This window comes from Kitasatospora sp. NPDC088548 (assembly GCF_044753005.1).
Lineage (GTDB): Bacteria > Actinomycetota > Actinomycetes > Streptomycetales > Streptomycetaceae > Kitasatospora.
The window spans coordinates 198,240-221,235 of record NZ_JBIVMI010000013.1 but is presented as its reverse complement, the minus strand read 5'-3'; the positions used below and the strand labels follow the sequence as shown (position 1 = coordinate 221,235).

The following is a 22,996-nucleotide window of genomic DNA, read 5'->3' as shown; positions in this document are numbered from 1 at the left end:
AGCGCCGGGGAGATCAGCAGCGGGTAGCCGCCGGGGATCACCACGCCGACCGGCATCTCGGTGGTCGGCCGGCCGGCCAGCACCCGGGCCAGGACCAGGTACCCGTCCTCGTCCGCGTGCACCGACGGGTAGCTCAGGTGCCGGACGAGCACCAGCCGGAAGAGCACCTCCACGGCGTAGCCGACGAGCAGCGCCACCGGCCAGAACCAGCGGCGGCCCCGGGCCTCGTCGAACCGCCGCACCACCCGGCCCGGCAGGCCCGACGGGCGGGTCGCGGCGGCCGCCGGAGTCCTACTCCCCGGGGCACCGCCCGGGTGCTCTTCGACGGTCTCTGTTGAAGTCTGCACTGATCTCCGACTCTTCCCCTGGTAGCCCGGCTCTGAGATGGATGCGGCAGGCCGGGCCGGCCTGTCCGCGGCCCGCCCGGCAGCCCGCGGGGCTCCACTCGGCAGACCAGTTGTGGAGGTCACGCTAACAACTCGCGCAGACCCGGCGCCCGCGCACCCCTCGGAGGCGGTCGCACACGGACCGCCGTCCCCGACGGTCTGTTCCCTTAGCACACTCCGCGTAGCGCTCACCCTAACGGCGGGCAAAGAATGTGCCATAACGCGCTCCGGCGGTCGGCACTGTGCCGACCGCCGGAGCGGAACCGTTTGCGCAAGTGGTCCGGGCCCGCCGCCGCACGGGCGCCGGGGGCGCGGACGAACCGTCCTACGCCCTGCCGACGAGTTCGCGCCGGTTGGCCGCCGCACGGGTGGCGGGCTGGATGGACTTCAGGTGCTTGGGCATCCGGCGGATCATCGCGAGCAGCAGCACCAGGCCGGCGCGGGCCAGGTAGATCGTCGCCTTGATCGGGGAGGCGCTCGGCGTGCCGGTGGTCCGCTCGCGCATCGCCACCGGGACCTGCCGGATGACGAAGCCGCAGCGGGCGGCGCCGACCATGCTCTCGATGGTGTCGCCCAGGTACTCGACCGGGTACCACTGCGAGAAGAACTCGATCATCGGCTTGTTGCAGGCCTTGAAGCCCGAGGTGGTGTCGGTGAGGCGGGTGCCGGTGATCCGCGAGAGCACCACCGACAGCAGCTTCATCGCCCAGTTGCGCGGGCCGCGCACCTTGTAGCTGCCCTGACCGGCGAAGCGGGCGCCGATGACCAGGTCCGCCTCCTGGAGCTTCGCCAGCAGGTCCGGCACGTACGCGGGGTCGTGCTGGCCGTCGGCGTCGCACTGGATGGCCACGTCGTAGTCGTGCAGGTGCGCGTAGCGGTAGCCGAACCGCATGGCGCCGCCGACGCCGAGGTTGTACGGCAGCTGCGCGACCCGGGAGCCGGCCCCGGCGGCGACGGCCGCGGTGTTGTCCACCGAGCCGTCGTCCACCACCAGGGTGTCCACTCCGGGGAGCTTCTCCTGGATCTCGCGGAGGATCTTGGGCAGCCCCTCCGCCTCGTTCCACGCGGGGAGGATGATCAGTACCCGCTTGCCGTCGATCATGCGGTCACCCCGGGGTCGGTCGACTTGCTGCCGTCGTTGTTGCTGCGCGCGATCGGGTAGCCGTGGTGCTCGGCCAGGTGGGCCCGCATCATGGCGACGTCCTCGGCCAGGGTCCTGGTCTCCGCTTCCAGCCGGGACGCCTCCCAGCTGAGGTGCAGGGAGACCAGCAGGACCAGCACGAAGCCCGCGAAGAGGACCAGGCTCACGCCGGACGCGATTCCGAGCCGGCGCGCGGTTGAGTCCAGAATCGTGGGGAAGAATCCGAGCGGCGCCACGACGACGCCGATCGCGAGCCAGATTGCCGCGTACTTCTCCCGGAGTTGCTGTCGGCGCAGCAGCTCCAGGATGTAGACGAGCACCAGCACGCCGGTGATCGAAGTGATGACGGTGAGATGCACGACTGGAAGCGCCTTTCAGCGGCAGTGGCGTGGCCAAGGGTAATCACATATTAAAGGCGTGGCGTGAACGGGCCGCCGCCGCCAGTTGTGCTAGGCCCGAGGACGAAGCGTCACACCTCCGACGTGTGACGCGCCGCCAGCGGTTCCTTCGGCTCCGCCACGGCACCGGCCGGGGCGGCCAGGGAACGGGCCAGCGCCCATAGCATGGCAGCCGCGCTCACACCCGCACCAGCCAGGTAGGCCAGTTCGACGCGGGTGGCGATGTCGCCGGGCACCAGGGTGACGGCCGCCAGGACCAGCGAGCCGGTCAGCCAGGCGAGCAGCTGCCGCTGGTGGCGGCCGAGCGACAGCAGCGCCTGGCCGAACACGGTGGCGAGCATGTAGCAGAGGGTGCCGAGCGACAGCCAGAGGAAGTCGACCGAGCCCAGCACGTCCTGTGCCTTGAAGAAGAGCCGGATCGCCCAGGGGCCGAGGATCACCGTCGGCAGCCCGGCGGCCGTGCACATCAGGACCACGATGCCGCCGGTGCGCAGCAGCACCTTGCGGAACTCCGCGTGGTTGCCGGCCGCCGCGGCGCCCGAGAGCGACGAGACCAGCGAGGCCTGGATCGCGGCGTAGGCGAAGAGCGGCACCCGGGCCAGGACCACCGCGTTCAGCAGGGCGGCGATCAGCGCCTTGGAGGACGGCGAGAGCACGCCGACGCTCACCACCGCGGCGTTGACCATGAGCTGCGCCAGCAGCGTCGAGCCGGTCAGCAGGCCGAGGCCGGTGACGACGTCGCGCCAGACCGGGGCGGGACCGCCGCGCCGGTCGGCGAGGACCGAACGCATCCCGATCGCCGAGGCGGCGAGCGGCGCCACCACCAGGATCAGGCTGAACGCCAGGGCCGAATGGGCGCCGAACAGCGGGATCAGCGCGGCCAGCCCGATCCGCAGCCCGCCGTCGACGCCGAGTTGCAGGCCGTAGGCGCCGAACCTGCCGAGTCCGGCCAGCGCCCCGCGGGCCACCGAGCTGACCGCCAGGCCGACCAGCGCGCCTGCCATGCCGGCCACCAGACCGAGGTCGCCGGAGAAGAAGCGGTCCGCGATCGGCCGGGCGGCGGCCGCGACCGCGGCCAGCACCACGACCAGCACCACGGCGGTGGCCAGCAGCACCCGCCGGATGGCCGGCCCCGGTCCCTGGCCGGCCACGTCGCGGGCGGCGACCAGGCGGGTCAGCTCCAGCTCGACCGGCGAGAACAGCCCGTACCCGACGGACATCACCAGGGTCCAGAGCATCGAGACCCCGGCGACCTGGGTGGTGTCCAGGCTGTGCCCGGCGAGTGCCAGGAAGATGTACGAGGAGACACCGAGGACCACGGTGCCCCCCGCCACGAGCCGCACCCCCGGGGGCAGCGCCCCCAGCAGCTTGGCCACCGGGTTCGTCATCGCAGCGTGGCCTTGGCCTTCAGCGGCTCCCACCAGGCGCGGTTCTCGCGATACCAGGCGATGGTGGCGGCGAGGCCGTCCTCGAAACGGACCTGCGGGGCGTAGCCGAGCTCCTCGCCGATCTTGGTGATGTCCAGCGAGTAGCGCAGGTCGTGGCCCTTGCGGTCGGCGACCGGCTCGACCATGGACCAGTCGGCGCCGGCGGCCTCCAGCAGCAGGCCGGTCAGCTCCTTGTTGGTGATCTCGGTACCGCCGCCGATGTTGTAGACCTCGCCGGCCCGGCCCTTGCGCATGGCCAGCTCGATGCCGCGGCAGTGGTCGGAGACGTGCAGCCAGTCGCGGATGTTGCCGCCGGTGCCGTACAGCGGCACCTTCCGGCCGTCCAGCAGGTTCGTGGTGAACAGCGGGATGACCTTCTCCGGGAACTGGTAGTGCCCGTAGTTGTTGGAGCAGCGGGTGACCACCACGTCCATGCCGTGGGTGCGGTGGTAGGCCAGCGCCAGCAGGTCCGACCCGGCCTTGGAGGCGGAGTACGGGGAGTTGGGGGCCAGCGGCCACTCCTCGGTCCACGAGCCCTCGGAGATCGAGCCGTACACCTCGTCGGTGGAGACGTGCACGAAGCGGGCGACACCGTGCTTGCGGGCCGAGTCCAGCAGCACCTGGGTGCCCAGGACGTTGGTGACCACGAACGGGCCCGCGCCCTCGATCGACCGGTCGACGTGCGACTCGGCCGCGAAGTGCACGACCACGTCGTGCCCGGGCATCACCTGGTCGACGGCGTCCACGTCGCAGATGTCACCGCGGACGAAGGAGTAGCCGCTGTGACCGGCGACAGGCGCCAGGTTGGCCTCGACGCCCGAGTAGGTGAGCTTGTCGAAGACGGTGATCTGATCCGTTGCGTCGGCGCCGAGCAGCTGCCGGACGAACTCTGAACCGATGAAGCCGGCGCCGCCGGTGACGAGGATGCGCATAGTGCGGGCAGTCTACCGGTGCGCCCCGGGGCCATCGCCCCGGGCCAGCGGGGGGCCCGGCCACTCACATAAGCTGCGGGGCATGCGTGGAATCCTCTTGGCGGGCGGCACCGGGTCACGACTGTGGCCGCTGACCCGAGCAGTCTCGAAGCAGCTTCTGCCGGTCTTCGACAAACCGATGATCTACTACCCGCTGTCGACCCTGGTCATGGCCGGTATCAGCGAGATCCTGATCATTACCACCCCGCAGGACCAGGAGCAGTTCCAGCGCCTGCTCGGCGACGGCTCCCAGTTCGGGCTCAAGCTGGAGTACGCCGCCCAGGAGAAGCCCGAGGGCATCGCGCAGGCCTTCGTGCTCGGCGCCGACTTCATCGGCGAGGAGCCCGTCGCGCTGATCCTGGGCGACAACATCTTCCACGGCAGCGGCCTCGGCACCCGGCTCGCGCAGCGCACCGCCCCGACCGGCGGCATGGTCTTCGCCTACCCGGTGGCCGACCCGACCGCGTACGGCGTGGTGGAGTTCGACGAGAGCGGCCAGGTCATCTCCATCGAGGAGAAGCCGACCCAGCCGAAGTCCCGCTACGCGGTGCCCGGCCTCTACTTCTACGACAACCGCGTGGTCGAGATCGCGGCCGGCCTGAAGCCGAGCGCCCGCGGCGAGCTGGAGATCACCGCCGTCAACGAGGAGTACCTCAAGACCGGCGAACTGCACGTCACCATCCTCGACCGCGGTACCGCCTGGCTCGACACCGGCACGTTCGTCTCGATGGTCCAGGCCTCCGAGTTCGTCCGGGTCATCGAGGAGCGCCAGGGCTTCAAGATCGGCTGCATCGAGGAGGCGGCCTGGCGGGCCGGCCTGATCGACTCCGCGCGGCTGCGCGAGCTGGCCGAGCCGCTGTGCAAGAGCGGCTACGGCGACTACCTGATCGCCCTGCTCGACGAGGAGGGCGACCAGTGAGGTTCCGCGAGCTGTCCATCGCCGGCGCCGTCGAGGTCACCCCGCAGCAGCACGGCGACCCCCGCGGCCTGTTCATGGAGTGGTACCGCTTCGACCGCCTGGAGGAGGCCGTCGGCCACCCGCTGCGGCTCGCCCAGGGCAACCTGTCGGTGTCCGCCAAGGACGTGGTGCGCGGTATCCACTTCGCCGACGTCCCGCCCGGCCAGGCCAAGTACGTCAGCTGCGTCCGCGGCGCCGTGCTCGACGTGATCGTGGACCTGCGGGTCGGCTCCCCCACCTTCGGCCGCTGGGAGTTCGTCCGGCTGGACGACGTGGACCGCAAGTCCGTCTACCTCTCCGAGGGCCTGGGCCACGGTTTCTGCGCGCTGAGCGACGACGCCACGCTGTCGTACGTCTGCTCGGAGACCTACAACCCGACCGGCGAGCACGCGGTGCACCCGCTCGACCCGGACCTCGGGATCGAGTGGCCCACCGACGCCCCGCAGCTGTCCGCCCGGGACGCCGCCGCCCCCTCGCTGGCCGAGGCGCTCGCCACCGGTCTGCTCCCGGACTACGAGAAGTGCCGGGCGTTCACCGAGAGCCTGCGCACCCGCTGAACCGATCCGATGCCCGGGTCCGCGCCCTCCGGCGCCGGCCCGGGCATCGGCGTCCGGCCCCGGCGAGGGCCGTCCACGGGCTCAGTATGATGGGCCCGCCGCGGGGTCTTCGCCCTGCCTCCGGCCCCGACTCCGACCAGCGGATGTGCCCCACCATGACCACTCTGGAAATCCTGCTTCCGTACTACGGAGACGTCGCGCTGATGCAGGCCGCGGTCCGCAGCGTGCTGGCCCAGAGCGACCCGGACTGGCGGCTGACCGTCGTGGACGACGGCCGGGAGCCGGGCGTCCCGGAGTGGTTCGCGGAGCTCGGCGACCCGCGGGTGCGCTACTTCCGCAACGAGCGGAACCTCGGTGTCACCGGCAACTACCGCAAGTGCCTGGGCATGGCCGAGCACGAGTACCTGGTGTTCATGGGCACCGACGACATCATGCTGCCCGAGTACGTCGCCACCGTCCGCTCGATCCTGGCCCAGTACCCCGGCGTCGCGATGATCCAGCCCGGCGTCGAGGTCATCGACGGCAGCGGGAAGCCGAGCAGCTCGCTCGCCGACGAGGCCAAGCGGCGGATCTACGCACCCCGGCAGCAGGGCCGCGTCCTGATGGGCGGCGAGGACCTCGCGGTCAGCCTGCTCAAGGGCAACTGGCTGTACTTCCCGTCGATCTGCTGGCGCACCGACGCCGTGAGGACCACCGGCTTCCGCGACAACCTGGAGATCATCCAGGACCTCGCCCTGGTCATCGACCTGCTGCAGGCCGGCGAGCAGATGGTCGTCGACGACGTCCGGGTGTTCCAGTACCGCCGGCACACCGTCAGCATCTCCTCCAAGTCCGCCTTCAGCGGCACCCGCTTCACCGAGGCCCGGCGGTACTTCCTGGACGCCGCCGACCGCCTCGACGCGCACGGCTGGCCGAAGGCCGCGAAGGCGTCCCGGATGCACCTGTCGGCCCGGATCCACGCCCTCACCCTGGTCCCCGGTGCGATGCGCGCCGGTCAGTGGGACGGCGCGAAGACCCTGCTGCGCAACGCCACCAGCACGGCCAGCCGGCCTCGCTGACCCTCCCCACCCCTGGAGTCCCCCGCAATGACCGCACCGCACACGGCCCCGGCCCGGGTGGCCGTCCTCGGCGGCACCGGCTTCATCGGCCGGGTGCTCGGCGCCCGGCTCCTGGAGCACGGCGCCGAGGTCATCAGCCTCGCCCGCAAGGCCCCCGCCGACCCGGCCCCCGGCCGGTTCGTCGCCTTCGACCTCTCCTCCGACGCCGCGGCCGACCTCACCGAGCTGCTCGACCGGGAGCGGATCGACACGGTGGTCAACGCGGCCGGCGGCATGTGGGGCCTGACCGACGAGCAGATGTACCAGGCCAACGTGGTCCTGGTCGACCGGCTGATCGAGGCCGTCTCGGCGATGGCCGCCCCCGCCCGGCTGGTCCACCTCGGCACCGTGCACGAGTACGGCATGGCGCCGATCGGCGTCAGCCAGCGGGAGAGCGACCAGGCCGCCCCGGTGATGGAGTACGGCAGGCTCAAGCTCGCCGCCACCGAGGCCGTGGTCCGCGCCGTCGAGGCCGGCCGGATCGGCGCCGTGGTGCTGCGGCTCGGCAACGTGGTCGGCGCCGGCCAGCCCGGCCACAGCCTGCTCGGCGTGATGGCCGCCAAGCTGGACGCCGCCCGGCGGGCCGGCGAGACCGCTCAGCTCTCGCTTCAGCCGCTCACCGCGCAGCGCGACTTCGTCGACCTCACCGACACCCTCGACGCCGTGATCCTGGCCGCCACCGACCGCTCGGCCCCGCCGGTGGTCAACATCGGCACCGGCTCCGCCGCCTCCGCCCGGCTGCTCGTCGAGCTGCTGATCGAGGAGAGCGGGGTGCCCACCGAGATCACCGAGGTGCCCGCGCCGGCCGGCACCGGCCCGGAGACCGAGTGGCAGCAGCTCGACATCACCATCGCCCGTGAGCGGCTCGACTGGACCCCCCGGCGCACCCTGCGCCAGGCCGTCTCGGAGCTCTGGCAGGCCCAGGCCGCCACGCCCGCCCCGTAGGCACCGGGCCCGGCAGGGAAAACGCGGCCCGGCAGACGCCGGGCCCACCCACGACACGGTGGCGTCCGCAGCCCGACCGCGGACGCCACCCAGGCCCGCTGCGCCCGAGGGAGCCATGAGACGGCCCGCGTTGCTCCGCCCGCACGGCACGCTCGCGCAGCTCTGCCACGGGCGGGCGAACGGCTTCGGGGCACTGCGCCTGCTGCTGGCCGTCGCCGTCGTCGGGTCGCACGTCTACCCCATCGGCTGGGGCCGCCCGGACCCGCTCTGGCTCTGGAGCGGCCGGCAGACCGACCTGGGGAAGGCCGCCGTCCTCGGTTTCTTCGCCCTCTCCGGTTTCATGATCACCGAAAGCGCCCGGCGGCTGAGCGGCGGCCGCTTCGCCTGGCACCGGACGCTGCGCCTCGTCCCCGGCCTCGCGGGCTCGCTGCTGTTCTCCGCCGCCGTGCTGATGCCACTGCTGTACCGGTGGCAACACGGCTCCCTGGACGGCTTCCTGAGCCGTCCGGACGGCCCGCTGAGCTACCTGACCAGCCTGGGCGGCAGCGCGCCCACCGCCGGCTGGGACATCTCCGGGGTGCTGGCGCAGGGCATCCGCGCCGGGACCAACTTCGACCGGAGCCTCAACGGCGCCCTCTGGTCGCTGAAGTACGAGATGCTCTGCTACCTGCTGGCCGGGCTGCTGGCCGCAGCCGGACTGCTGGGCCGACGGCTGGTCGTGCCGACGGCGGTGCTCACGCTGTGGATCCTGATCGCCACCGGCGCGGTGGACCTCCCCGCGGGCGCGCCCCCGGCCGGCGGCCCCGGGGTGACCCTGCCGGTGCTGGGCCAGTTCTCCGTCCACCTCGTCACGACACTCGGTTTCGCGTTTCTGCTCGGCAGCGCCCTACGGCTCCACGCCGACCGGATCCCGGTCCACGACGGGCTGGCACTGGCCGCCGCGCCGGCCCTGGCCGCCTCGTTCCGCTGGGGCGGCTTCGCCGCGGTCGGCCAGCCCGCCCTGGTCTACCTGCTGTTCTGGGCGGCGGCGAGGCTGCCCGGCCGGTGCCGCCGGATCGGCGGACGCGGCGACTTCTCGTACGGCGTGTACATCTACGGCTTTCCGGTCGAGCAGGCGCTCGCGGTGCTGGGCTGCGCGGGCTACGGCAAGCCCGCGTTCCTGGGCTGCGCCCTGACCGCGACCGGCGTCCTGGCCGTGCTCTCCTGGTACGCCGTCGAGCGGCCGGCGATGCGCCTCAGGGGCTGGACACCTGGACCGCTGAAGCGGGCCGCCGGGAAACAGCGGCCCGCCGACGTCACTTCCCCTTGAAGACCCAGACCTTCATCAGCAGGAACCGGACCACGGTGGCCAGGCCGTTGGCGACGATCAGTCCGGCCACCTCGACGACCTTCGAGGCGTCCGGGGCGGCCAGATCGAGCAGCGCGAGCGCCCCCGCGCTGAGGCCGAGGCCGATCACGAAGGCGACGGCGCCCTGGAGCTGGTGCCGCAACGCCCCCTCGCTGCCCGTGATGCCGAAGGTGAACCGGCGGTTGGCGGCGGTGTTGGCGACGGCGCTGACCGCGAGCGCGATCAGGTTCGCGACCTGCGGGTCGACGAAGCGGCGGGCGACCACGTACAGCAGCAGGTAGAAGAGGGTGCTCAGGACCCCGATCACCAGGAAGGACGGGATCTGGCGCTTGGCCGTGCCCGTGCCGGAGGGCTGCACGCCCTGGCCGGCCGTCGGCACCTCGGCCGCGTCGGTCGACTCGTCGGTGGAAACCATGTGAGCACCCATGTGATCGGTTTGTCGGGTCAGGAAATCTCGTACACGGCCATCCGGCCGTTGTCGAAGACCTGTGTGGCAAGGGTCTTCAGAAGCGGGGACTCCGGCGCCAGCTTACGGTTCACCACCAGATAGCGAACGTGGTACCGATCGTGCAGCTGATCGAGGATATCGGCCGTCGGCTGGTAGATGGCGTCGTCGTTCAGCTTGAGCAACGGCTGGTCCCAGAAGGTGCCGGACTTCTCCGACATCAGCCGCGGCGAGTACGCCCAGCCCTCCACCAGCACCGAGCGCTCGGAGTAGGCGCTGAGCCAGAAGGACAGCGAGTTCCAGCAGGTCTGGCCCGGCACCGCGTAGTCGTTCTCCGAACGGCAGTGACCGTTGGTGACCAGGACGTCCGACGGGTCGCTGTGCGCACGGACCCAGCGGCCCGCCTCGACCTGGCTGGCCGGCAGCGGCCAGGCCCCGTCCCACGGGATCTGCCGGGTCTGCTGGACGTCGAGCAGCAGCGAGGGGGCGCCGGCCGCGAGCGCGGCGGTCAGCAGGACGAGCCCGCCTCGCCGGCGCAGGGCGGGCCGCACACGGCCGACCGCCCACCAGAGCACACCGCAGACCGCCGCGATGCCCGCCAGCGCGGCGGCCGCGGCCAGCGCGGGCACCAGCGCCGTGTACGACTTGGTGCCCTTGGCGTCACCGACCGCCTTGAGGGCGAAGGTCGCCCAGTCCCCCGCGTAGTGGTAGATGCCGTAGGTGAGCAGGCCGACGAAGGCCAGCGCCCCCACCGCGAGCGCGGCCTTGGCCCGGGTGGGCAGCGCGGCGCGCTCGAAGACCTCGCAGTAGCCCCACGCCGACAGCAGCACGCCGAACGGCAGGCCGGCGAGGGTGAAGTAGCTGGCGTTGAAGCCGTTGACCACCAGGTAGACGGACGGGCCCGCGAGGGCGCCGCCGAGCAGGAACCACTGGGTCTGTTCGAGGCGGAGCCGCCGGCGCCAGAGCAGGGGGATCATGCCAACCAGCCGGAGCTGGTGGTTGAGCAGGAAGGCGCCCAGTGTGGCGGTGACGACCACGGCCTGGGTCACCGCGGTCCGGGTGTGCTCGGGGTCCGCCCAGTACCGCTCGATGTTGCCGAACGGCACCACCTCGAGGCCGTAGCTCTCGAACTTGAACAGCACCGCGGTGGCGAACAGCTGGGCACCGGCGATGATCGCGCCGAGGCCGACGATGGTCCACGGGATCCGCCGGGTACCGATCAGCACCATGAGGCCGGCGAAGGCCAGGGCCGCCAGGGTGACCGGCAGGGAGCTCGCCTTGGCCGCGCTGGAGGCCACCGCGAACAGGGCGGCCAGCACGAAGGCGCCCCGGCCGAGCGACGGGATCCGGCCTTGCCGCTCCCCGTCGTCCTCGCCGCGGCCGCGCAGGGCGTCACCGACCACGCCGATCAGCGCCATCAGCAGCGGCTGACTGTACGTCAGCGAGAGGCTCGCCCACGCCATCAGCGGCACCGCGGGGGCACCGAAGGTCCAGCTCGGGGTGTTGTTGGGGTAGACGGCGTTGAACTCGCCCACCGCGAAGACCAGCAGGGCCGCGACCGGACCGGCCCACGCCCGGCCGCTCAGCCGGTGCGCCACCACGGCCGTGATCACCATCGCCAGGGCGACCAGCGCGGGGACCATCAGCCGCATCTGGACCACCGGCAGGTCGATGTGGCCGACCAGGTCGGTCATCGCCATGTGGACGAAGGTGAACCAGTGGTAGTGCAGCGGCTCCCCCGCGGCCTGCGGGAAGGTGAGCGGGAAGTTGTGCTTGGCGTTCCCGGCCAGTGAGAGCAGGTACGGCAGGTCGATGTACTGCCGGGTGGTCTCGGTGTCCGGCACGATGGGGTTCTTGCTGAGGACCACCGCGTACAGGTAGGCGCTGGTGAGCCCGACCGTCCCGGCGACCGACCAGGACCAGGCCGTCGAGGTGCGCCGGTAGCCGCGCGGGAACCAGTGCCGCCGCAGCCCCGGCACCGCGGCGAACGGGATCACGACCGCCAGCGGCCAGGCCGTGGCCACCGACTGCAGGCCCAGGCCCACCAGGACGGCCCAGGCCGCCAGTTCCAGGACGAGACCGACCACCGCACCGAACGCGAGGTCCTCGACCAGCGTGTGCGGCCGGCGGCGGAGCGCGCGGAACACCAGCGTGCCCGGGAGCAGAACACCCCAGAGGACGTAGAAGGTGTAACGCGCCACATCGCCGACCGAGGTGTCGGCCGCCAGCAGCAGGGCGACCAGGAAGGCGTAGGCCGCCAGTGCGGGGAGGAAGCGCACCAGCCGGGCGGTGGTCCCGAGCGGGGCACCCTCGGCGCCCGGCCCGTCGCCGAGCGCGGAACTGCCGCTCCCGGCGGGCGCGGTCGGCGTCCCCGGGGCGGGTGCGGTGCTGTCAGTGGTGCCCATCGCTCTTCTTCTCCTGCGGGCTCTGCATCGGCGGCCTGGCTGCTGCGGCGAGGTGTCCCGTCCCGCGACGGGCCGGCCGTCGCGGGACGGGACGGGGGGTCACGCCACGTACTCGGAGACCTTCGAGGTCCGCGCGCCGCGGTCCTCGGCCGAGTCGTAGCCCACGAAGTAGGCCGGGCGGGCCTGCGCCGCCGAGTAGATCCGGCCGACGTACTCGCCGAGCAGACCCATGCAGACGAGCTGCACGGCGCCGAGGAACAGCATGCCGATGAACAGCGAGGACCAGCCGGGCACGGTCTTGCCCAGCGCGTACTCGACCGTGGTGTAGATGCCCAGGGCGAAGCAGAGCACGAAGCTCAGCAGACCGAGCCAGGTGGCGAGCCGCAGCGGGCTGGCGGAGAAGTTGGTGATGCTGTCGATGGCCAGCCGGACCATCTTGGAGAGCGGGTAGTGGGTGCTGCCGGCCACCCGCTCCTCGCGCACGTAGACGACCTCGCCGCTGGGGAAGCCCAGCCACGGCACCAGCAGGCGGTAGACCGGCTGGTGCTCGGGCAGCGCCTTGAGCGCGTCCACGGCGGCCCGGCTGAGCAGGCGGAAGTCACCGGCCTGGTTGGGCATGTTCTTGCCGACGAGCTTGCGCATCAGCCAGTAGTAGGCGCCGGCCGTACGCCGCTTGAAGAACGTGTCGGTACCGCGGTCGCCGCGCACGCCGTAGACGATGTCGAGGTTCCGCTCGCGGGCGAGCGAGAGCATCTCGGGGATCTTCTCCGGCGGGTCCTGCAGGTCGGCGTCGATCGAGACGACGTAGTCGCCGAAGGCACGGTGGATGCCGGCGGTGAGCGCCGCCTGGTGCCCGGAGTTGCGGGCGAAGCGGACGATCCGGAACTCCGGCCAGTCCTGGTGGATCTTCTGCATGAGCGCCGGGGTGGCGTCGGTGCTGCCGTCGTCGATGCCGACGACCTCGTAGTCGATCCCGAGCTCGTCCAGGATCGGACGCAGGCGCTGGACCGTCAACGGCAGGGCCTCCTGCTCGTTGTAGATCGGCATCACGACCGACAGCAGCGGCGCCGGCTGGGCGGCCACCTGCTCTGCCGATACAGCTGCGTTGTACATCAGTTGTCGCCTGTCCCTTGTGTCTTCGAGAACGTTCGATCGATGCCGGAGTACACGCCGGTTGACCCGGCCGACCGAGCTGATGGATGCGAGGGGAAGTTCAGGGCCGGAGCCGGCCAGGTGGCGGCCAGGCTAGCAGCAGGATTTTGCCATGCCATGAACGAGCGTTGGGCCGGACGTTCACCCGGCTCCCGGGAGCGGCGTCAGGACTTCCGGGGCACGGGCTCGTCCGAGACGCGGCGCAAGGTCGCCATCGAACGGTCCAGGGCGTTCTTGAGCAGCCTGGACACCGGCCGTTCGATCAGCCGGTGGATCAGCCAAGCGGCGACCAGGACCGTCGCCAGGGCCGTGACCAGCGCCAGCTGGACGCTGAAGTGCCGGGTGAGCAGGTAGTGGATCAGCGTCCAGCCGATCTCCTGGTGGATCAGGTAGAGCGGGTAGGTCAGCGCCCCGGCGACGGTCAGCCACTTCCACTGCACCCAGTCGAACAGGCCCAGCGCCGCACCGAGGACGAGGGCGAACGCGGCGGTCACCGCGGCCGCCATCACGTTCCACGACAGCGTGTGGCCGAGGACGTTGACGTAGACCTCCTGGATCGAGTCCAGCCGGGTCAGCGCGAGGATCCAGGAGAAGCCCACGATCCCCCAGAGCAGCAGGTTCTGGCCGAACCTGTACATCAGGAACATGCCGACGCCGGCGATGAAGAACGGCGACTCGTTCGGCATGGCGAGGGTGGTCAGCAGGGGGATCTGCGCCTGTGGTGCCAGTACGGCGGCGATGGTCCAGATCCCGCAGAACGCGACGACCTTGCGGTAGGTCAGGCCGGTCGCGACGACGAGGGCGAACAGCAGGTAGAACCGCATCTCGACCCAGAGCGTCCAGTAGACACCGTCGACGTGCCGCATCCCGAGCGGGGTCTGAAGCATGGTCAGATTGCCGAGGATGGTGCTGGCGGTCAGCCCGTCGCCGGCTCCGAGGCGGGCGAACTGCTTGAAGTTGAGCACCACCAGGCTGGTCAGCGCGATGCCCGCCCAGTACCCGGGGTAGAGGCGCACCACCCGGGAGACGAAGAACTCCCCCGGCCGCTTGCCCCAGCAGCTCATGCAGATCACGAAGCCGCTGATGACGAAGAACAGCTCGACGCCCAGCCAGCCGTACGCCGCCACCCGGTTCACCAGGGGCAGCACGTCCTTGGGCGTGACGCCCTGCCACACCCCGGGGATTCCGACGTACGCGGTCCAGTGGAAGGACATCACACTCAGGGCCGCGAAGAGCCTCATCCCGTCCAGCGCGTAGAGGCGTGGACGCTTGGTGCGGCCGTCGGACGGCTGGCCCGCGCGGGCGGCAGAGCGGCGCCGGAGGAGCGAGGGCTTCGTCAGAAGCGGGGCAGAGGTCATTCCGGAGCGCTTTCGGCAGTGGGGCGGAGAGCCTCGGTCAGCCTCGCCCTGGCGACGGCTGCGGGTGGCTCAGTCTATCCGGACCGGGAACCCCCTACCCGCCGGGGCCCTCCCCCGGCCACCCGACACGCCGAAGGGCCCCGCACACCCGGAAGTGTGCGGGGCCCTTCGGCTCGCCTGTGCGGTACAGGCAGGTCTAGAGCATCAATTACTTGATGATCTTGGTGACCTGGCCGGCGCCGACGGTGCGGCCACCCTCACGGATGGCGAACTTCAGGCCCTCCTCCATGGCGATCGGCTGGATCAGCACGACCGTCATGGCGGTGTTGTCGCCCGGCATGACCATCTCGGTGCCCTCGGGGAGGGTCACAACGCCGGTCACGTCCGTGGTACGGAAGTAGAACTGCGGGCGGTAGTTGTTGAAGAACGGGGTGTGACGGCCACCCTCGTCCTTCGACAGGATGTACGACTGGGCCTCGAACTCGGTGTGCGGGGTGACCGAACCGGGCTTGATGATGACCTGGCCGCGCTCGACGTCCTCGCGCTTGATGCCACGGAGGAGCAGACCGACGTTCTCACCGGCCTGGCCCTCGTCGAGCAGCTTGCGGAACATCTCGATGCCGGTGACCGTGGTGGTGGTCTTGGTCTCCTTGATGCCGATGATGTCGACAGTCTCGTTGACCTTGAGGATGCCACGCTCGATACGACCGGTGACGACGGTGCCACGACCGGTGATCGTGAAGACGTCCTCGATCGGCATCAGGAACGGCTGGTCCACGGCGCGGGCCGGGGTCGGGATGGCCTCGTCGACCGCGTGCATCAGGCCGAGGAGCTTCTCGCCCCACTCCTTGTCGCCCTCCAGCGCCTTCAGCGCGGAGACGCGGACGACCGGCAGGTCGTCGCCCGGGAACTCGTACTCGGAGAGCAGCTCACGGACCTCGAGCTCGACGAGCTCCAGGATCTCCTCGTCGTCCACCATGTCGGCCTTGTTCAGGGCGACAACGATGTAGGGGACGCCGACCTGGCGGGCCAGGAGCACGTGCTCCTTGGTCTGCGGCATCGGGCCGTCGGTGGCGGCGACGACGAGGATCGCACCGTCCATCTGGGCCGCACCGGTGATCATGTTCTTGATGTAGTCCGCGTGACCGGGGCAGTCGACGTGGGCGTAGTGACGCGCCTCGGTCTGGTACTCGACGTGCGCGATCGAGATGGTGATACCGCGCTGCCGCTCCTCCGGCGCCTTGTCGATCTGGTCGAACGGCGTGAAGGGGTTGATCTCCGGGTACGCGTCGTGCAGCACCTTGGTGATGGCCGCGGTAAGGGTCGTCTTACCGTGGTCGATGTGACCGATGGTGCCGATGTTGACGTGGGGCTTCGTCCGCTCGAACTTCGCCTTCGCCACTGCAGTCCTCCTGAGGACAGTTCTGTACGCCGTGCTGACGTCAGTTGGTCTTTGATCGGGTTGGGTACGGGGTGCCGGTGGGCACCCCATGCCGTCCCGCGGGTGGGGGCCGGAGGCCCCCGGGAGAATCCGACCGGATTCTCCCGGGTTGCCTCCTAATAGCCTAAGGGTTCGCAAACATCCCGAATGTCGGGACGTTACTCGCCCTTGGCCTTGGCGATGATGTCGTCCGCCACGTTCCGCGGAACCTCGGCGTACGAGTCGAACTGCATCGAGTAGCTCGCGCGACCGGAGGTCTTGCTGCGCAGGTCACCGACGTAGCCGAACATCTCGGAGAGAGGCACCAGCGCCGAAACGACGCGGGCACCGTGACGCTCGTCCATGGACCGGATCTGGCCACGGCGAGAGTTGATGTCGCCGATCACATCGCCCATGTAGTCCTCGGGCGTGGTGACCTCGACGGCCATCATCGGCTCCAGGAGGGCCGGACCGGCCTTCTTGGCGCCTTCCTTGAAGGCCATCGAACCGGCGATCTTGAACGCGAGCTCGGAGGAGTCGACGTCGTGCGCGGCACCGTCGAGCAGCGTGACGCGGACACCCTGCAGCGGGTAGCCGGCGAGCACACCGAACTCCATGGCCTCCTGGCAGCCGGCGTCGACCGAGGGGATGTACTCCCTCGGCACGCGGCCACCGGTGACCTTGTTCACGAACTCGTAGCCCTCGCCGGACTCGATCGGCTCGATCGCGATCTGGATCTTCGCGAACTGGCCGGAGCCACCGGTCTGCTTCTTGTGCGTGTAGTCGATACGCTCGACGGCCTTGCGGATCGTCTCGCGGTACGCGACCTGCGGCTTGCCGACGTTGGCCTCGACCTTGAACTCACGGCGCATACGGTCGACCAGCACCTCGAGGTGCAGCTCGCCCATACCCGCGATGATGGTCTGGCCGGTCTCCTCGTCCGTGTTGACCTGGAAGGAGGGGTCCTCCTCCGCGAGACGCTGGATGGCGACACCCAGCTTCTCCTGGTCACCCTTGGACTTGGGCTCGATCGCGACGCGGATGACCGGGGCCGGGAAGTCCATGGACTCCAGGATGACCGGGTTCTTCTCGTCGGACAGCGTCTCACCGGTGGTGGTCTGCTTCAGGCCCATGACGGCGATGATGTCGCCGGCGCCCACCGACTCGATCTCCTCACGCTTGTTCGCGTGCATGCGGTAGATCTTGCCGATGCGCTCCTTCTTGCCCTTGACGGCGTTCAGCACCGAGGTGCCGGACTCCAGGCGGCCCGAGTAAACCCGGACGAAGGTGAGCTTGCCGAGGTGCGGGTCCGACATGATCTTGAACGCGAGCGCGGCGAGCGGCTCGTCGTCCGAGGCCTTGCGGGAGATCTTGACCGTGTCGTCACCGGGCTTGGTGCCCTCGATGGACTCGATGTCCAGCGGCGACGGCAGGTACTTGACGACCGCGTCGAGCAGGGGCTGAACGCCCTTGTTCTTGAACGCGGTACCGCAGAAGATCGGCGTGAAGGCCGACTCCAGGGTGCCCTTGCGGATCGCGGCGTAGAGCAGCTCCTCGGGGACGTCCTCGCCCTCCATGGCGAGCTCCATCACCTCGTCGCTGACGTTCGACACGGTGTCGAGCAGCGCCTCGCGGTACTCGTCGGCCTGCTCCTGCAGCTCGGCCGGGATGTCGACGATGTCGTACATCTCGCCCTTGGCGGCCTCGGCGGACCAGACCAGCGCCTTCATGCGGACAAGGTCGACAACGCCCTTGAAGTCCGCCTCGGCACCGATCGGGAGCTGCATCACCAGCGGGGTCGCGCCGAGGCGCTCCACGATGGTGTCGACGCAGAAGAAGAAGTTCGCGCCCGTGCGGTCCAGCTTGTTGATGAAGCAGATGCGCGGGACGCCGTAGCGGTCAGCCTGCCGCCACACGGTCTCGGACTGGGGCTCGACACCGGCGACACCGTCGAACACCGTCACCGCACCGTCGAGGACGCGCAGCGAACGCTCCACCTCGACGGTGAAGTCGACGTGACCCGGGGTGTCGATGATGTTGATGGTGTTGTCGACGTCGTCGACCGTCCAGTGACAGGTCGTCGCGGCCGACGTGATCGTGATGCCGCGCTCCTGCTCCTGCTCCATCCAGTCCATGGTGGCAGCGCCATCGTGGACCTCACCGATCTTGTACGAGACACCGGTGTAGAACAGGATCCGCTCGGTGGTGGTGGTCTTGCCCGCGTCGATGTGCGCCATGATCCCGATGTTGCGGACCCTGGCGAGGTCAAGGGAGGTTGCAGCCATGGTGGCTCGTTCTCTCTCTGTCTAGTGACGGGGTAGGGACTACCAGCGGTAGTGCGCGAAGGCCTTGTTGGACTCGGCCATCTTGTGGGTGTCCTCGCGACGCTTCACGGAAGCGCCCAGGCCGTTGCTGGCGTCGAGGATCTCGTTCATCAGGCGCTCGGTCATGGTCTTCTCACGACGGGCGCGGGAGTAACCGACCATCCAGCGCAGCGCCAGGGTGCTGGCGCGGCCCGGACGGACCTCGACCGGGACCTGGTAGGTCGCGCCACCGACACGGCGGGACTTGACCTCGAGGGCCGGCTTGACGTTCTCCAGCGCGCGCTTCAGCGTCACGACCGGGTCCGAGCCGGTCTTCTCACGAACGCCCTCGAGGGCGCCGTAGACGATCCGCTCGGCGGTGGAGCGCTTGCCGTGCAGCAGGATCTTGTTGACCAGCTGGGTGACGACCGGGGAGCCGTAAACCGGGTCGATGATGACCGGGCGCTTCGGGGCGGGGCCCTTACGAGGCATTCTTACTTCTCCTTCTTGGCGCCGTAGCGGCTGCGAGCCTGCTTGCGGTTCTTGACACCCTGGGTGTCAAGCGAACCGCGGATGATCTTGTAGCGGACACCAGGAAGGTCCTTCACACGACCACCGCGCACCAGCACGATGGAGTGCTCCTGCAGGTTGTGGCCCTCGCCCGGGATGTAAGCGGTGACCTCGATCCCGCTGGTGAGGCGCACACGGGCGACCTTACGAAGCGCCGAGTTCGGCTTCTTCGGGGTGGTCGTGTACACACGCGTGCAGACCCCGCGACGCTGGGGCGAGCCCTTCAGCGCGGGAGTCTTGTTCTTCTCGACCTTGTCCTGCCGGCCCTTTCGGACCAGCTGCTGGATCGTAGGCACCGTTTCTCCGTTTTCTGTGTGCCAAGGCTTGGTGGAACTAACCTGTGGTGTTCCCTCACACACGGCCCCGTGGTCGACCCACGCGGTCGGGTGTGTTGGGCTTATTCCGACACGGAATCCCATGAGCTGATGTACAGCGACGGCGCTCAACGCGCGGGGCGCTGGAAGGCGCTCCGGCTCGGCGCGGCGACCGGTGTGCATGCACGCACAAGGACCCGGGGACACCCCAGGCACAAGGTCAGAGCGTACCTAGCGCATGGAGCTCGGTCAAAACAAATGCAACGCCGCAGGTCGCGGCCGTCGGCCGGATGTCGCGGGGATGTCCCGCGAGCGGACGTCCGGTGTCGGACCGCCTACCTGCCGCTCTACCACAGTCCGGAGCCCGTCGCCACCGCAGCCGCCTCCCACCGCCCGGGGCGGGGTGCCGTCAGTACGATCCGGAGCCGCCGCCACCGCTGAAGAAGATCCCCGCGAGGAGCAGCAGGGTCCAGCCGGCGACCGAGAGCCATCCCAGCACCAGGCCGGTGACGGCCATGCCGTCGCCCTCCTCCTGCCGGACGGACAGCTGCCTCTTGGCGATGTGCCCGCAGATCACGGCGGGCAGGCCGGTCATCCCCATCGTCGGCAGGGTCAGCACGCCGAGCACCAGGGATGCCACCGCGGCGCCGTTGGTGCGGCGCGGCGGCGGAGGCAGGAAGGTCGGCGGGACCACCGGGGCCGGTGCGCCCATCGGCGTCAGCATCGGCGTCACCATCGGACCGGACGGGAGATCGGCCACCAGCCGGGCCAGCTCGCCGTAGGTCTGCGCGCCGCTCGCCGCCTCGAAGCGCTGCCCGTACTCGTCCGCGGAGAGCCGGCCCTCGGCGAAGGCGGCCTTCAGCACGTCGATCGTGCGGTCGCGGTCCGTGTGCGCCGCCCGCATCGCCGACTGCGGCGTGGGCGCGGGCTGCCAGGACCCGGCGTACGGCTTGGCCGGCACCTGCGGCGGCCGACCGCCGTACCCGGGGCCCTGCTCGCCCCACGGCTGAACGGCCATCCGCCACCTCCCGACGCCCCGGCGCGCCGCGCGCGCTCACCGACCTTCATAGTGCAGGACGAACGGGGGTCCTGAGTAGTTGCCACTTTTCCCGACGAGCATGTGGCGCGCTCACACCGGTCGGGCGAGGGACCGTCACTTCGGCCTTCATCCGTTCGGCCCAGACCCGCCGAAGATCGCCCACCCGGGCGACAGTCCGCCCGGGCAATGGCAGGCTGGCCTGGACCGCAGCCCTACCACCGAACAGAGAAGGCCGCCATGCAGGCGTCAGCACCGCCGCCGTTCCCCGCCCCCGTGTCCAGCACCCCCGCCGCCGTCAGCATCCGGGGGCTGTGGAAGCGCTTCGGCAGCCAGGCCGCCGTGGCCGGGCTGAGCCTGGAGCTTCCGGCCGGCGCGTTCATCGGGCTGGTCGGCCCGAACGGCGCCGGCAAGACCACCACCCTGTCGATGGTCACCGGCCTGCTCCGGCCCGACCAGGGCACCGTCCTGGTGCACGGCGCCGACGTCTGGGCCGACCCGGTCGCGGTCAAGGCCAGGATCGGCATCCTGCCCGAGGGCCTGCGGATGTTCGAGCGGCTCAGCGGCCGTGAACTGCTCCAGTACAACGGCCGGCTGCGCGGCCTGCCCGGCGCGGAGGTGGACCGCCGCGCCGAGGAGCTGCTCGCCGTCCTGGACCTGGCCGGCGACGCCGACAAGCTGGTCGCCGACTACTCCACCGGCATGCGCAAGAAGATCGGCCTGGCCGCCGCGCTGCTGCACAACCCCGACGTGCTCTTCCTCGACGAGCCCTTCGAGGGCGTCGACCCGGTCTCCGCCCAGACCATCCGCGGCGTGCTCAAGCGGTACGCGGCGGCCGGCTCCACCGTCGTGTTCTCCAGCCACGTCATGGAGCTCGTCGAGCAGCTCTGCGACTGGGTCGCCGTCATCAACGCCGGCCAGGTGATCGCCCAGGGCCCGCTGGACACCGTCCGCGGCGAGCGCAGCCTGCACGAGTCGTTCCTCGCGCTGATCGGCGTACGCGAGGACGACGGGCAGGCGCTCGGCTGGCTCGGGGGCGGGCAGTGAGCGGCGTGGCCGGCGTGACCGGCGGGATACGCGAAGCCCGCACCCCGGTGCCCGACGGGCGCGCGGTGGTCCGCGCCCTCGTCTCGCTCAAGCTCCGGCTGCTCCGCAACGGCCTCCGGCGCAGCCCCGGGCGGGCCGCCGTCTACATCATCGGCGCGGTGCTCGGCCTGCTGCTCTCCGCCCTGATCGCGCTGGGCATGGTGCTGCTGAACGGCCACCGCGGCGCCGGCGACGCGGGCGTGATGCTGGTCGGCGCGCTCGCCATCGGCTGGGCCGCACTGCCGCTCTTCCTGTTCGCCAGCGACGAGAGCGCCGACCCGACCCGGCTCACCATGCTGCCGCTGCGCCCCGGTCCGCTGCTGCGCGGCTCCGTACTGGCCGCGCTGATCGGCCCCGGGCCACTGGTCTCCCTGGTGCTGGTCACCGGCGCGGCCCTGTCCGGCGCGAACGGCGCCGCCTCGGCGGTGGCCGCGGTGGTGGGCGTCCCGCTCGCGGTGGTCAGCCTGGTGACGCTGTCCCGCTCGGTGGCGGCCGGCAACGCCCGGCTGCTCTCCAGCCGGCGCGGCAAGGACTTCGCGATCTTCGGCGGGCTGCTCTTCGCGCTGCTGATCCAGATCGCCAACATCGGCTCCCAGAGCGTCTTCGGCAAGACCGGCGAGCACGGCCTCGACCTCAGCCCGCTGGCGTCGATCGCCTCCGTGCTGCGCTGGGTGCCGCCCGTCGGGGCGGTGGACGCCGCCCGCACCGCCGGCGAGGGGCGGTACGGGCTCGCCGTGCTCCAGCTGGCCTCCACCGCGGTGCTGCTGGCGCTGCTGCTGCGCTGGTGGCGCGGCAGCCTCCAGCAGCTGATGGTCACCGCGGACGCCTCCACCCTGGAGGTGGCGCGCGGCGTACGGGCCTCGCGCGGCTGGGGCTTCCTGCCCGAGGGCCGGACCGGCGCGGTGATGCAGCGTCACCTGCGCTACGCCTGGCGGGAGCCGCGGGCCAAGGCCGCCGTGTTCACCAGCATCGGGATGGCGCTGGTGCTCTGCGTGCTGTCGGTGATCCAGGGCTGGTCGAGCGTCTACCTGGTGGCGATGGCCGGGATGTTCCTCGGCCTGCAGATGCTCAACCTGTTCGGCATGGACGGCTCGGCGTTCTGGATGGTCGCCGCCACCCTGCGCACCCCCGCCGACGCCCGGGACGAGCTGCGCGGGCGGGCGTACGCGGTGCTCTCCTACGCGCTGCCGGTCACCGTGCTGCTCGCGGTGGCGCTGGCCGCCGTCACCGGCGACTGGGCCGGCCTGGCCCCCGCGCTCGGTCTCGCGCTGGCCCTGCTCGGCTGCGGCATCGCGCTGGGCTCCGTCCTGAGCGTGCTGGCGCCGTACACCATGCCCGCCGACAGCAACCCGATGCGCAACGCCGCCCCCGGCCAGGGCGGGCTGGTGATGCTCAACAGCTTCGGCTCGGTGTTCGGTGCGACGCTGCTCTGCCTGCCGGTCACCGGCTACCTCGGCTGGGCCCTGATCACCGACGGCCCCGCCTGGCCGGTCCTGCTGCTCGGGCCGCTCTACGGAGCCCTGGTCGCCGTCCTCGGCATCCGGCTGGCCGCCGGCCGGCTGCTGGAGCGCGGCCCGGAGATCCTCGCCAAGGCCGTCGAGCGCTGAGCCCGTCCCGCTGAAGCGTCCGCCGGAGCGCCCGGTCCCCGCGGTGGGGCCGGGCGCTCCGGCATCATGGGC

At 70.7% G+C, this 22,996-nt stretch carries 21 protein-coding genes; 7 read left to right on the top strand and 14 right to left on the bottom strand.

Annotated features, from left to right (window positions below; all coding sequences use genetic code 11):
• The 5 genes from ACIP82_RS19110 to rfbB form a co-directional block, all read right to left on the bottom strand.
• On the bottom strand, nucleotides 1–347 hold a 347-nt coding region (locus ACIP82_RS19110), incomplete at its 3' end, for a hypothetical protein (protein ID WP_400654546.1).
• A gap of 364 nt (nucleotides 348–711) precedes the next feature.
• A complete protein-coding gene (locus tag ACIP82_RS19105; protein WP_400654544.1) occupies nucleotides 712–1,488 on the bottom strand; it encodes a glycosyltransferase family 2 protein in 777 nt (258 codons plus the stop codon).
• Nucleotides 1,485–1,886 carry a DUF2304 family protein gene (locus tag ACIP82_RS19100; RefSeq protein WP_400654542.1) on the bottom strand — a complete coding sequence of 134 codons (402 nt, stop codon included), beginning with the start codon at nucleotides 1,884–1,886 and terminating at the stop codon, nucleotides 1,485–1,487. Before ACIP82_RS19100 ends, ACIP82_RS19105 begins: the two co-directional genes overlap by 4 nt.
• A 110-nt stretch (nucleotides 1,887–1,996) precedes the next feature.
• Nucleotides 1,997–3,313 (bottom strand): hypothetical protein, encoded by a 1,317-nt coding sequence (locus ACIP82_RS19095; RefSeq protein ID WP_400654540.1) that lies wholly within the window; start codon nucleotides 3,311–3,313, stop codon nucleotides 1,997–1,999.
• The gene (rfbB, locus tag ACIP82_RS19090; protein WP_363605812.1) at nucleotides 3,310–4,284 is read right to left on the bottom strand and encodes a dTDP-glucose 4,6-dehydratase; all 975 of its coding nucleotides are present in this window, start codon (nucleotides 4,282–4,284) and stop codon (nucleotides 3,310–3,312) included. Before rfbB ends, ACIP82_RS19095 begins: the two co-directional genes overlap by 4 nt.
• An 82-nt stretch (nucleotides 4,285–4,366) precedes the next feature.
• Between rfbB and rfbA the strand changes: the two genes are divergently transcribed.
• The 5 genes from rfbA (at nucleotide 4,367) to ACIP82_RS19065 (ending at nucleotide 9,189) form a co-directional block, all read left to right on the top strand.
• Nucleotides 4,367–5,242: a glucose-1-phosphate thymidylyltransferase RfbA gene (gene rfbA / locus ACIP82_RS19085; RefSeq protein ID WP_400654537.1), complete on the top strand. Its 876-nt coding sequence runs from the start codon at nucleotides 4,367–4,369 to the stop codon at nucleotides 5,240–5,242.
• Nucleotides 5,239–5,838, top strand: coding sequence for a dTDP-4-dehydrorhamnose 3,5-epimerase family protein (locus ACIP82_RS19080; RefSeq protein WP_400654535.1), 600 nt, complete (start codon nucleotides 5,239–5,241; stop codon nucleotides 5,836–5,838). The genes rfbA and ACIP82_RS19080 overlap by 4 nt, the downstream gene beginning before the upstream one ends.
• A gap of 155 nt (nucleotides 5,839–5,993) precedes the next feature.
• Nucleotides 5,994–6,896, top strand: coding sequence for a glycosyltransferase family 2 protein (locus tag ACIP82_RS19075; protein ID WP_400654533.1), 903 nt, complete (start codon nucleotides 5,994–5,996; stop codon nucleotides 6,894–6,896).
• A 27-nt stretch (nucleotides 6,897–6,923) separates the two neighbouring features.
• Nucleotides 6,924–7,880, top strand: a complete 957-nt coding sequence (locus ACIP82_RS19070) for an NAD-dependent epimerase/dehydratase family protein (protein WP_400654531.1) — start codon at nucleotides 6,924–6,926, stop codon at nucleotides 7,878–7,880.
• Nucleotides 7,881–7,995: 115 nt separating this feature from the next.
• Nucleotides 7,996–9,189, top strand: coding sequence for an acyltransferase family protein (locus ACIP82_RS19065; RefSeq protein ID WP_400654529.1), 1,194 nt, complete (start codon nucleotides 7,996–7,998; stop codon nucleotides 9,187–9,189).
• On the opposite strand, the gene ACIP82_RS19060 is transcribed toward ACIP82_RS19065, so the two are convergent.
• From ACIP82_RS19060 to ACIP82_RS19020, 9 genes are all read right to left on the bottom strand, one after another.
• Nucleotides 9,176–9,643 carry a GtrA family protein gene (locus ACIP82_RS19060; protein ID WP_400654527.1) on the bottom strand — a complete coding sequence of 156 codons (468 nt, stop codon included), beginning with the start codon at nucleotides 9,641–9,643 and terminating at the stop codon, nucleotides 9,176–9,178. The genes ACIP82_RS19065 and ACIP82_RS19060 overlap by 14 nt on opposite strands.
• Nucleotides 9,644–9,672: 29 nt before the next feature.
• The gene (locus tag ACIP82_RS19055) at nucleotides 9,673–12,078 is read right to left on the bottom strand and encodes a hypothetical protein (protein WP_400654525.1); all 2,406 of its coding nucleotides are present in this window, start codon (nucleotides 12,076–12,078) and stop codon (nucleotides 9,673–9,675) included.
• 99 nt (nucleotides 12,079–12,177) lie between these two features.
• A complete protein-coding gene (locus ACIP82_RS19050; protein WP_400654523.1) occupies nucleotides 12,178–13,191 on the bottom strand; it encodes a glycosyltransferase in 1,014 nt (337 codons plus the stop codon).
• A gap of 203 nt (nucleotides 13,192–13,394) precedes the next feature.
• Nucleotides 13,395–14,588, bottom strand: coding sequence for an acyltransferase family protein (locus ACIP82_RS19045; RefSeq protein ID WP_400654521.1), 1,194 nt, complete (start codon nucleotides 14,586–14,588; stop codon nucleotides 13,395–13,397).
• 208 nt (nucleotides 14,589–14,796) lie between these two features.
• Nucleotides 14,797–15,990 carry an elongation factor Tu gene (gene tuf, locus ACIP82_RS19040; RefSeq protein ID WP_363605826.1) on the bottom strand — a complete coding sequence of 398 codons (1,194 nt, stop codon included), beginning with the start codon at nucleotides 15,988–15,990 and terminating at the stop codon, nucleotides 14,797–14,799.
• Nucleotides 15,991–16,187: 197 nt separating this feature from the next.
• On the bottom strand, nucleotides 16,188–18,293 hold the full coding sequence (gene fusA / locus ACIP82_RS19035) for an elongation factor G (protein ID WP_363605827.1): 2,106 nt from the start codon (nucleotides 18,291–18,293) through the stop codon (nucleotides 16,188–16,190).
• Between the two features lie 39 nt (nucleotides 18,294–18,332).
• Complete coding sequence (gene rpsG / locus ACIP82_RS19030; RefSeq protein ID WP_030055803.1) at nucleotides 18,333–18,803, bottom strand: 30S ribosomal protein S7; 471 nt, start codon at nucleotides 18,801–18,803, stop codon at nucleotides 18,333–18,335.
• Between the two features lie 2 nt (nucleotides 18,804–18,805).
• Nucleotides 18,806–19,177 carry a 30S ribosomal protein S12 gene (rpsL, locus tag ACIP82_RS19025; RefSeq protein ID WP_014144289.1) on the bottom strand — a complete coding sequence of 124 codons (372 nt, stop codon included), beginning with the start codon at nucleotides 19,175–19,177 and terminating at the stop codon, nucleotides 18,806–18,808.
• A gap of 427 nt (nucleotides 19,178–19,604) precedes the next feature.
• Nucleotides 19,605–20,213 (bottom strand): DUF1707 and DUF4190 domain-containing protein, encoded by a 609-nt coding sequence (locus ACIP82_RS19020; RefSeq protein WP_363605828.1) that lies wholly within the window; start codon nucleotides 20,211–20,213, stop codon nucleotides 19,605–19,607.
• A 258-nt stretch (nucleotides 20,214–20,471) separates the two neighbouring features.
• Here ACIP82_RS19020 and ACIP82_RS19015 point away from each other — a divergent pair, with 258 nt between their 5' ends.
• Both ACIP82_RS19015 and ACIP82_RS19010 read left to right on the top strand, forming a co-directional pair.
• Complete coding sequence (locus tag ACIP82_RS19015) at nucleotides 20,472–21,278, top strand: ABC transporter ATP-binding protein (RefSeq protein ID WP_363605830.1); 807 nt, start codon at nucleotides 20,472–20,474, stop codon at nucleotides 21,276–21,278.
• 5 nt (nucleotides 21,279–21,283) lie between these two features.
• Nucleotides 21,284–22,924 (top strand): transporter, encoded by a 1,641-nt coding sequence (locus ACIP82_RS19010; protein WP_400654517.1) that lies wholly within the window; start codon nucleotides 21,284–21,286, stop codon nucleotides 22,922–22,924.
• Nucleotides 22,925–22,996 lie beyond the last annotated feature (72 nt).

Excerpts from the sequence above, each read along its gene's own strand:
- ACIP82_RS19060 (WP_400654527.1), bottom strand. The coding sequence starts at position 9,643 with ATGGTTTCCACCGACGAGTCGACCGACGCGGCCGAGGTGCCGACGGCC.
- rpsG (WP_030055803.1), bottom strand. The coding sequence starts at position 18,803 with ATGCCTCGTAAGGGCCCCGCCCCGAAGCGCCCGGTCATCATCGACCCG.
- ACIP82_RS19065 (WP_400654529.1), top strand. The coding sequence starts at position 7,996 with ATGAGACGGCCCGCGTTGCTCCGCCCGCACGGCACGCTCGCGCAGCTC.
- ACIP82_RS19070 (WP_400654531.1), top strand. The coding sequence starts at position 6,924 with ATGACCGCACCGCACACGGCCCCGGCCCGGGTGGCCGTCCTCGGCGGC.
- ACIP82_RS19075 (WP_400654533.1), top strand. The coding sequence starts at position 5,994 with ATGACCACTCTGGAAATCCTGCTTCCGTACTACGGAGACGTCGCGCTG.
- rfbA (WP_400654537.1), top strand. The coding sequence starts at position 4,367 with ATGCGTGGAATCCTCTTGGCGGGCGGCACCGGGTCACGACTGTGGCCG.
- ACIP82_RS19045 (WP_400654521.1), bottom strand. The coding sequence starts at position 14,588 with ATGACCTCTGCCCCGCTTCTGACGAAGCCCTCGCTCCTCCGGCGCCGC.
- ACIP82_RS19050 (WP_400654523.1), bottom strand. The coding sequence starts at position 13,191 with ATGTACAACGCAGCTGTATCGGCAGAGCAGGTGGCCGCCCAGCCGGCG.
- ACIP82_RS19105 (WP_400654544.1), bottom strand. The coding sequence starts at position 1,488 with ATGATCGACGGCAAGCGGGTACTGATCATCCTCCCCGCGTGGAACGAG.
- ACIP82_RS19055 (WP_400654525.1), bottom strand. The coding sequence starts at position 12,078 with ATGGGCACCACTGACAGCACCGCACCCGCCCCGGGGACGCCGACCGCG.
- ACIP82_RS19015 (WP_363605830.1), top strand. The coding sequence starts at position 20,472 with ATGCAGGCGTCAGCACCGCCGCCGTTCCCCGCCCCCGTGTCCAGCACC.
- ACIP82_RS19095 (WP_400654540.1), bottom strand. The coding sequence starts at position 3,313 with ATGACGAACCCGGTGGCCAAGCTGCTGGGGGCGCTGCCCCCGGGGGTG.
- rfbB (WP_363605812.1), bottom strand. The coding sequence starts at position 4,284 with ATGCGCATCCTCGTCACCGGCGGCGCCGGCTTCATCGGTTCAGAGTTC.
- fusA (WP_363605827.1), bottom strand. The coding sequence starts at position 18,293 with ATGGCTGCAACCTCCCTTGACCTCGCCAGGGTCCGCAACATCGGGATC.
- ACIP82_RS19020 (WP_363605828.1), bottom strand. The coding sequence starts at position 20,213 with ATGGCCGTTCAGCCGTGGGGCGAGCAGGGCCCCGGGTACGGCGGTCGG.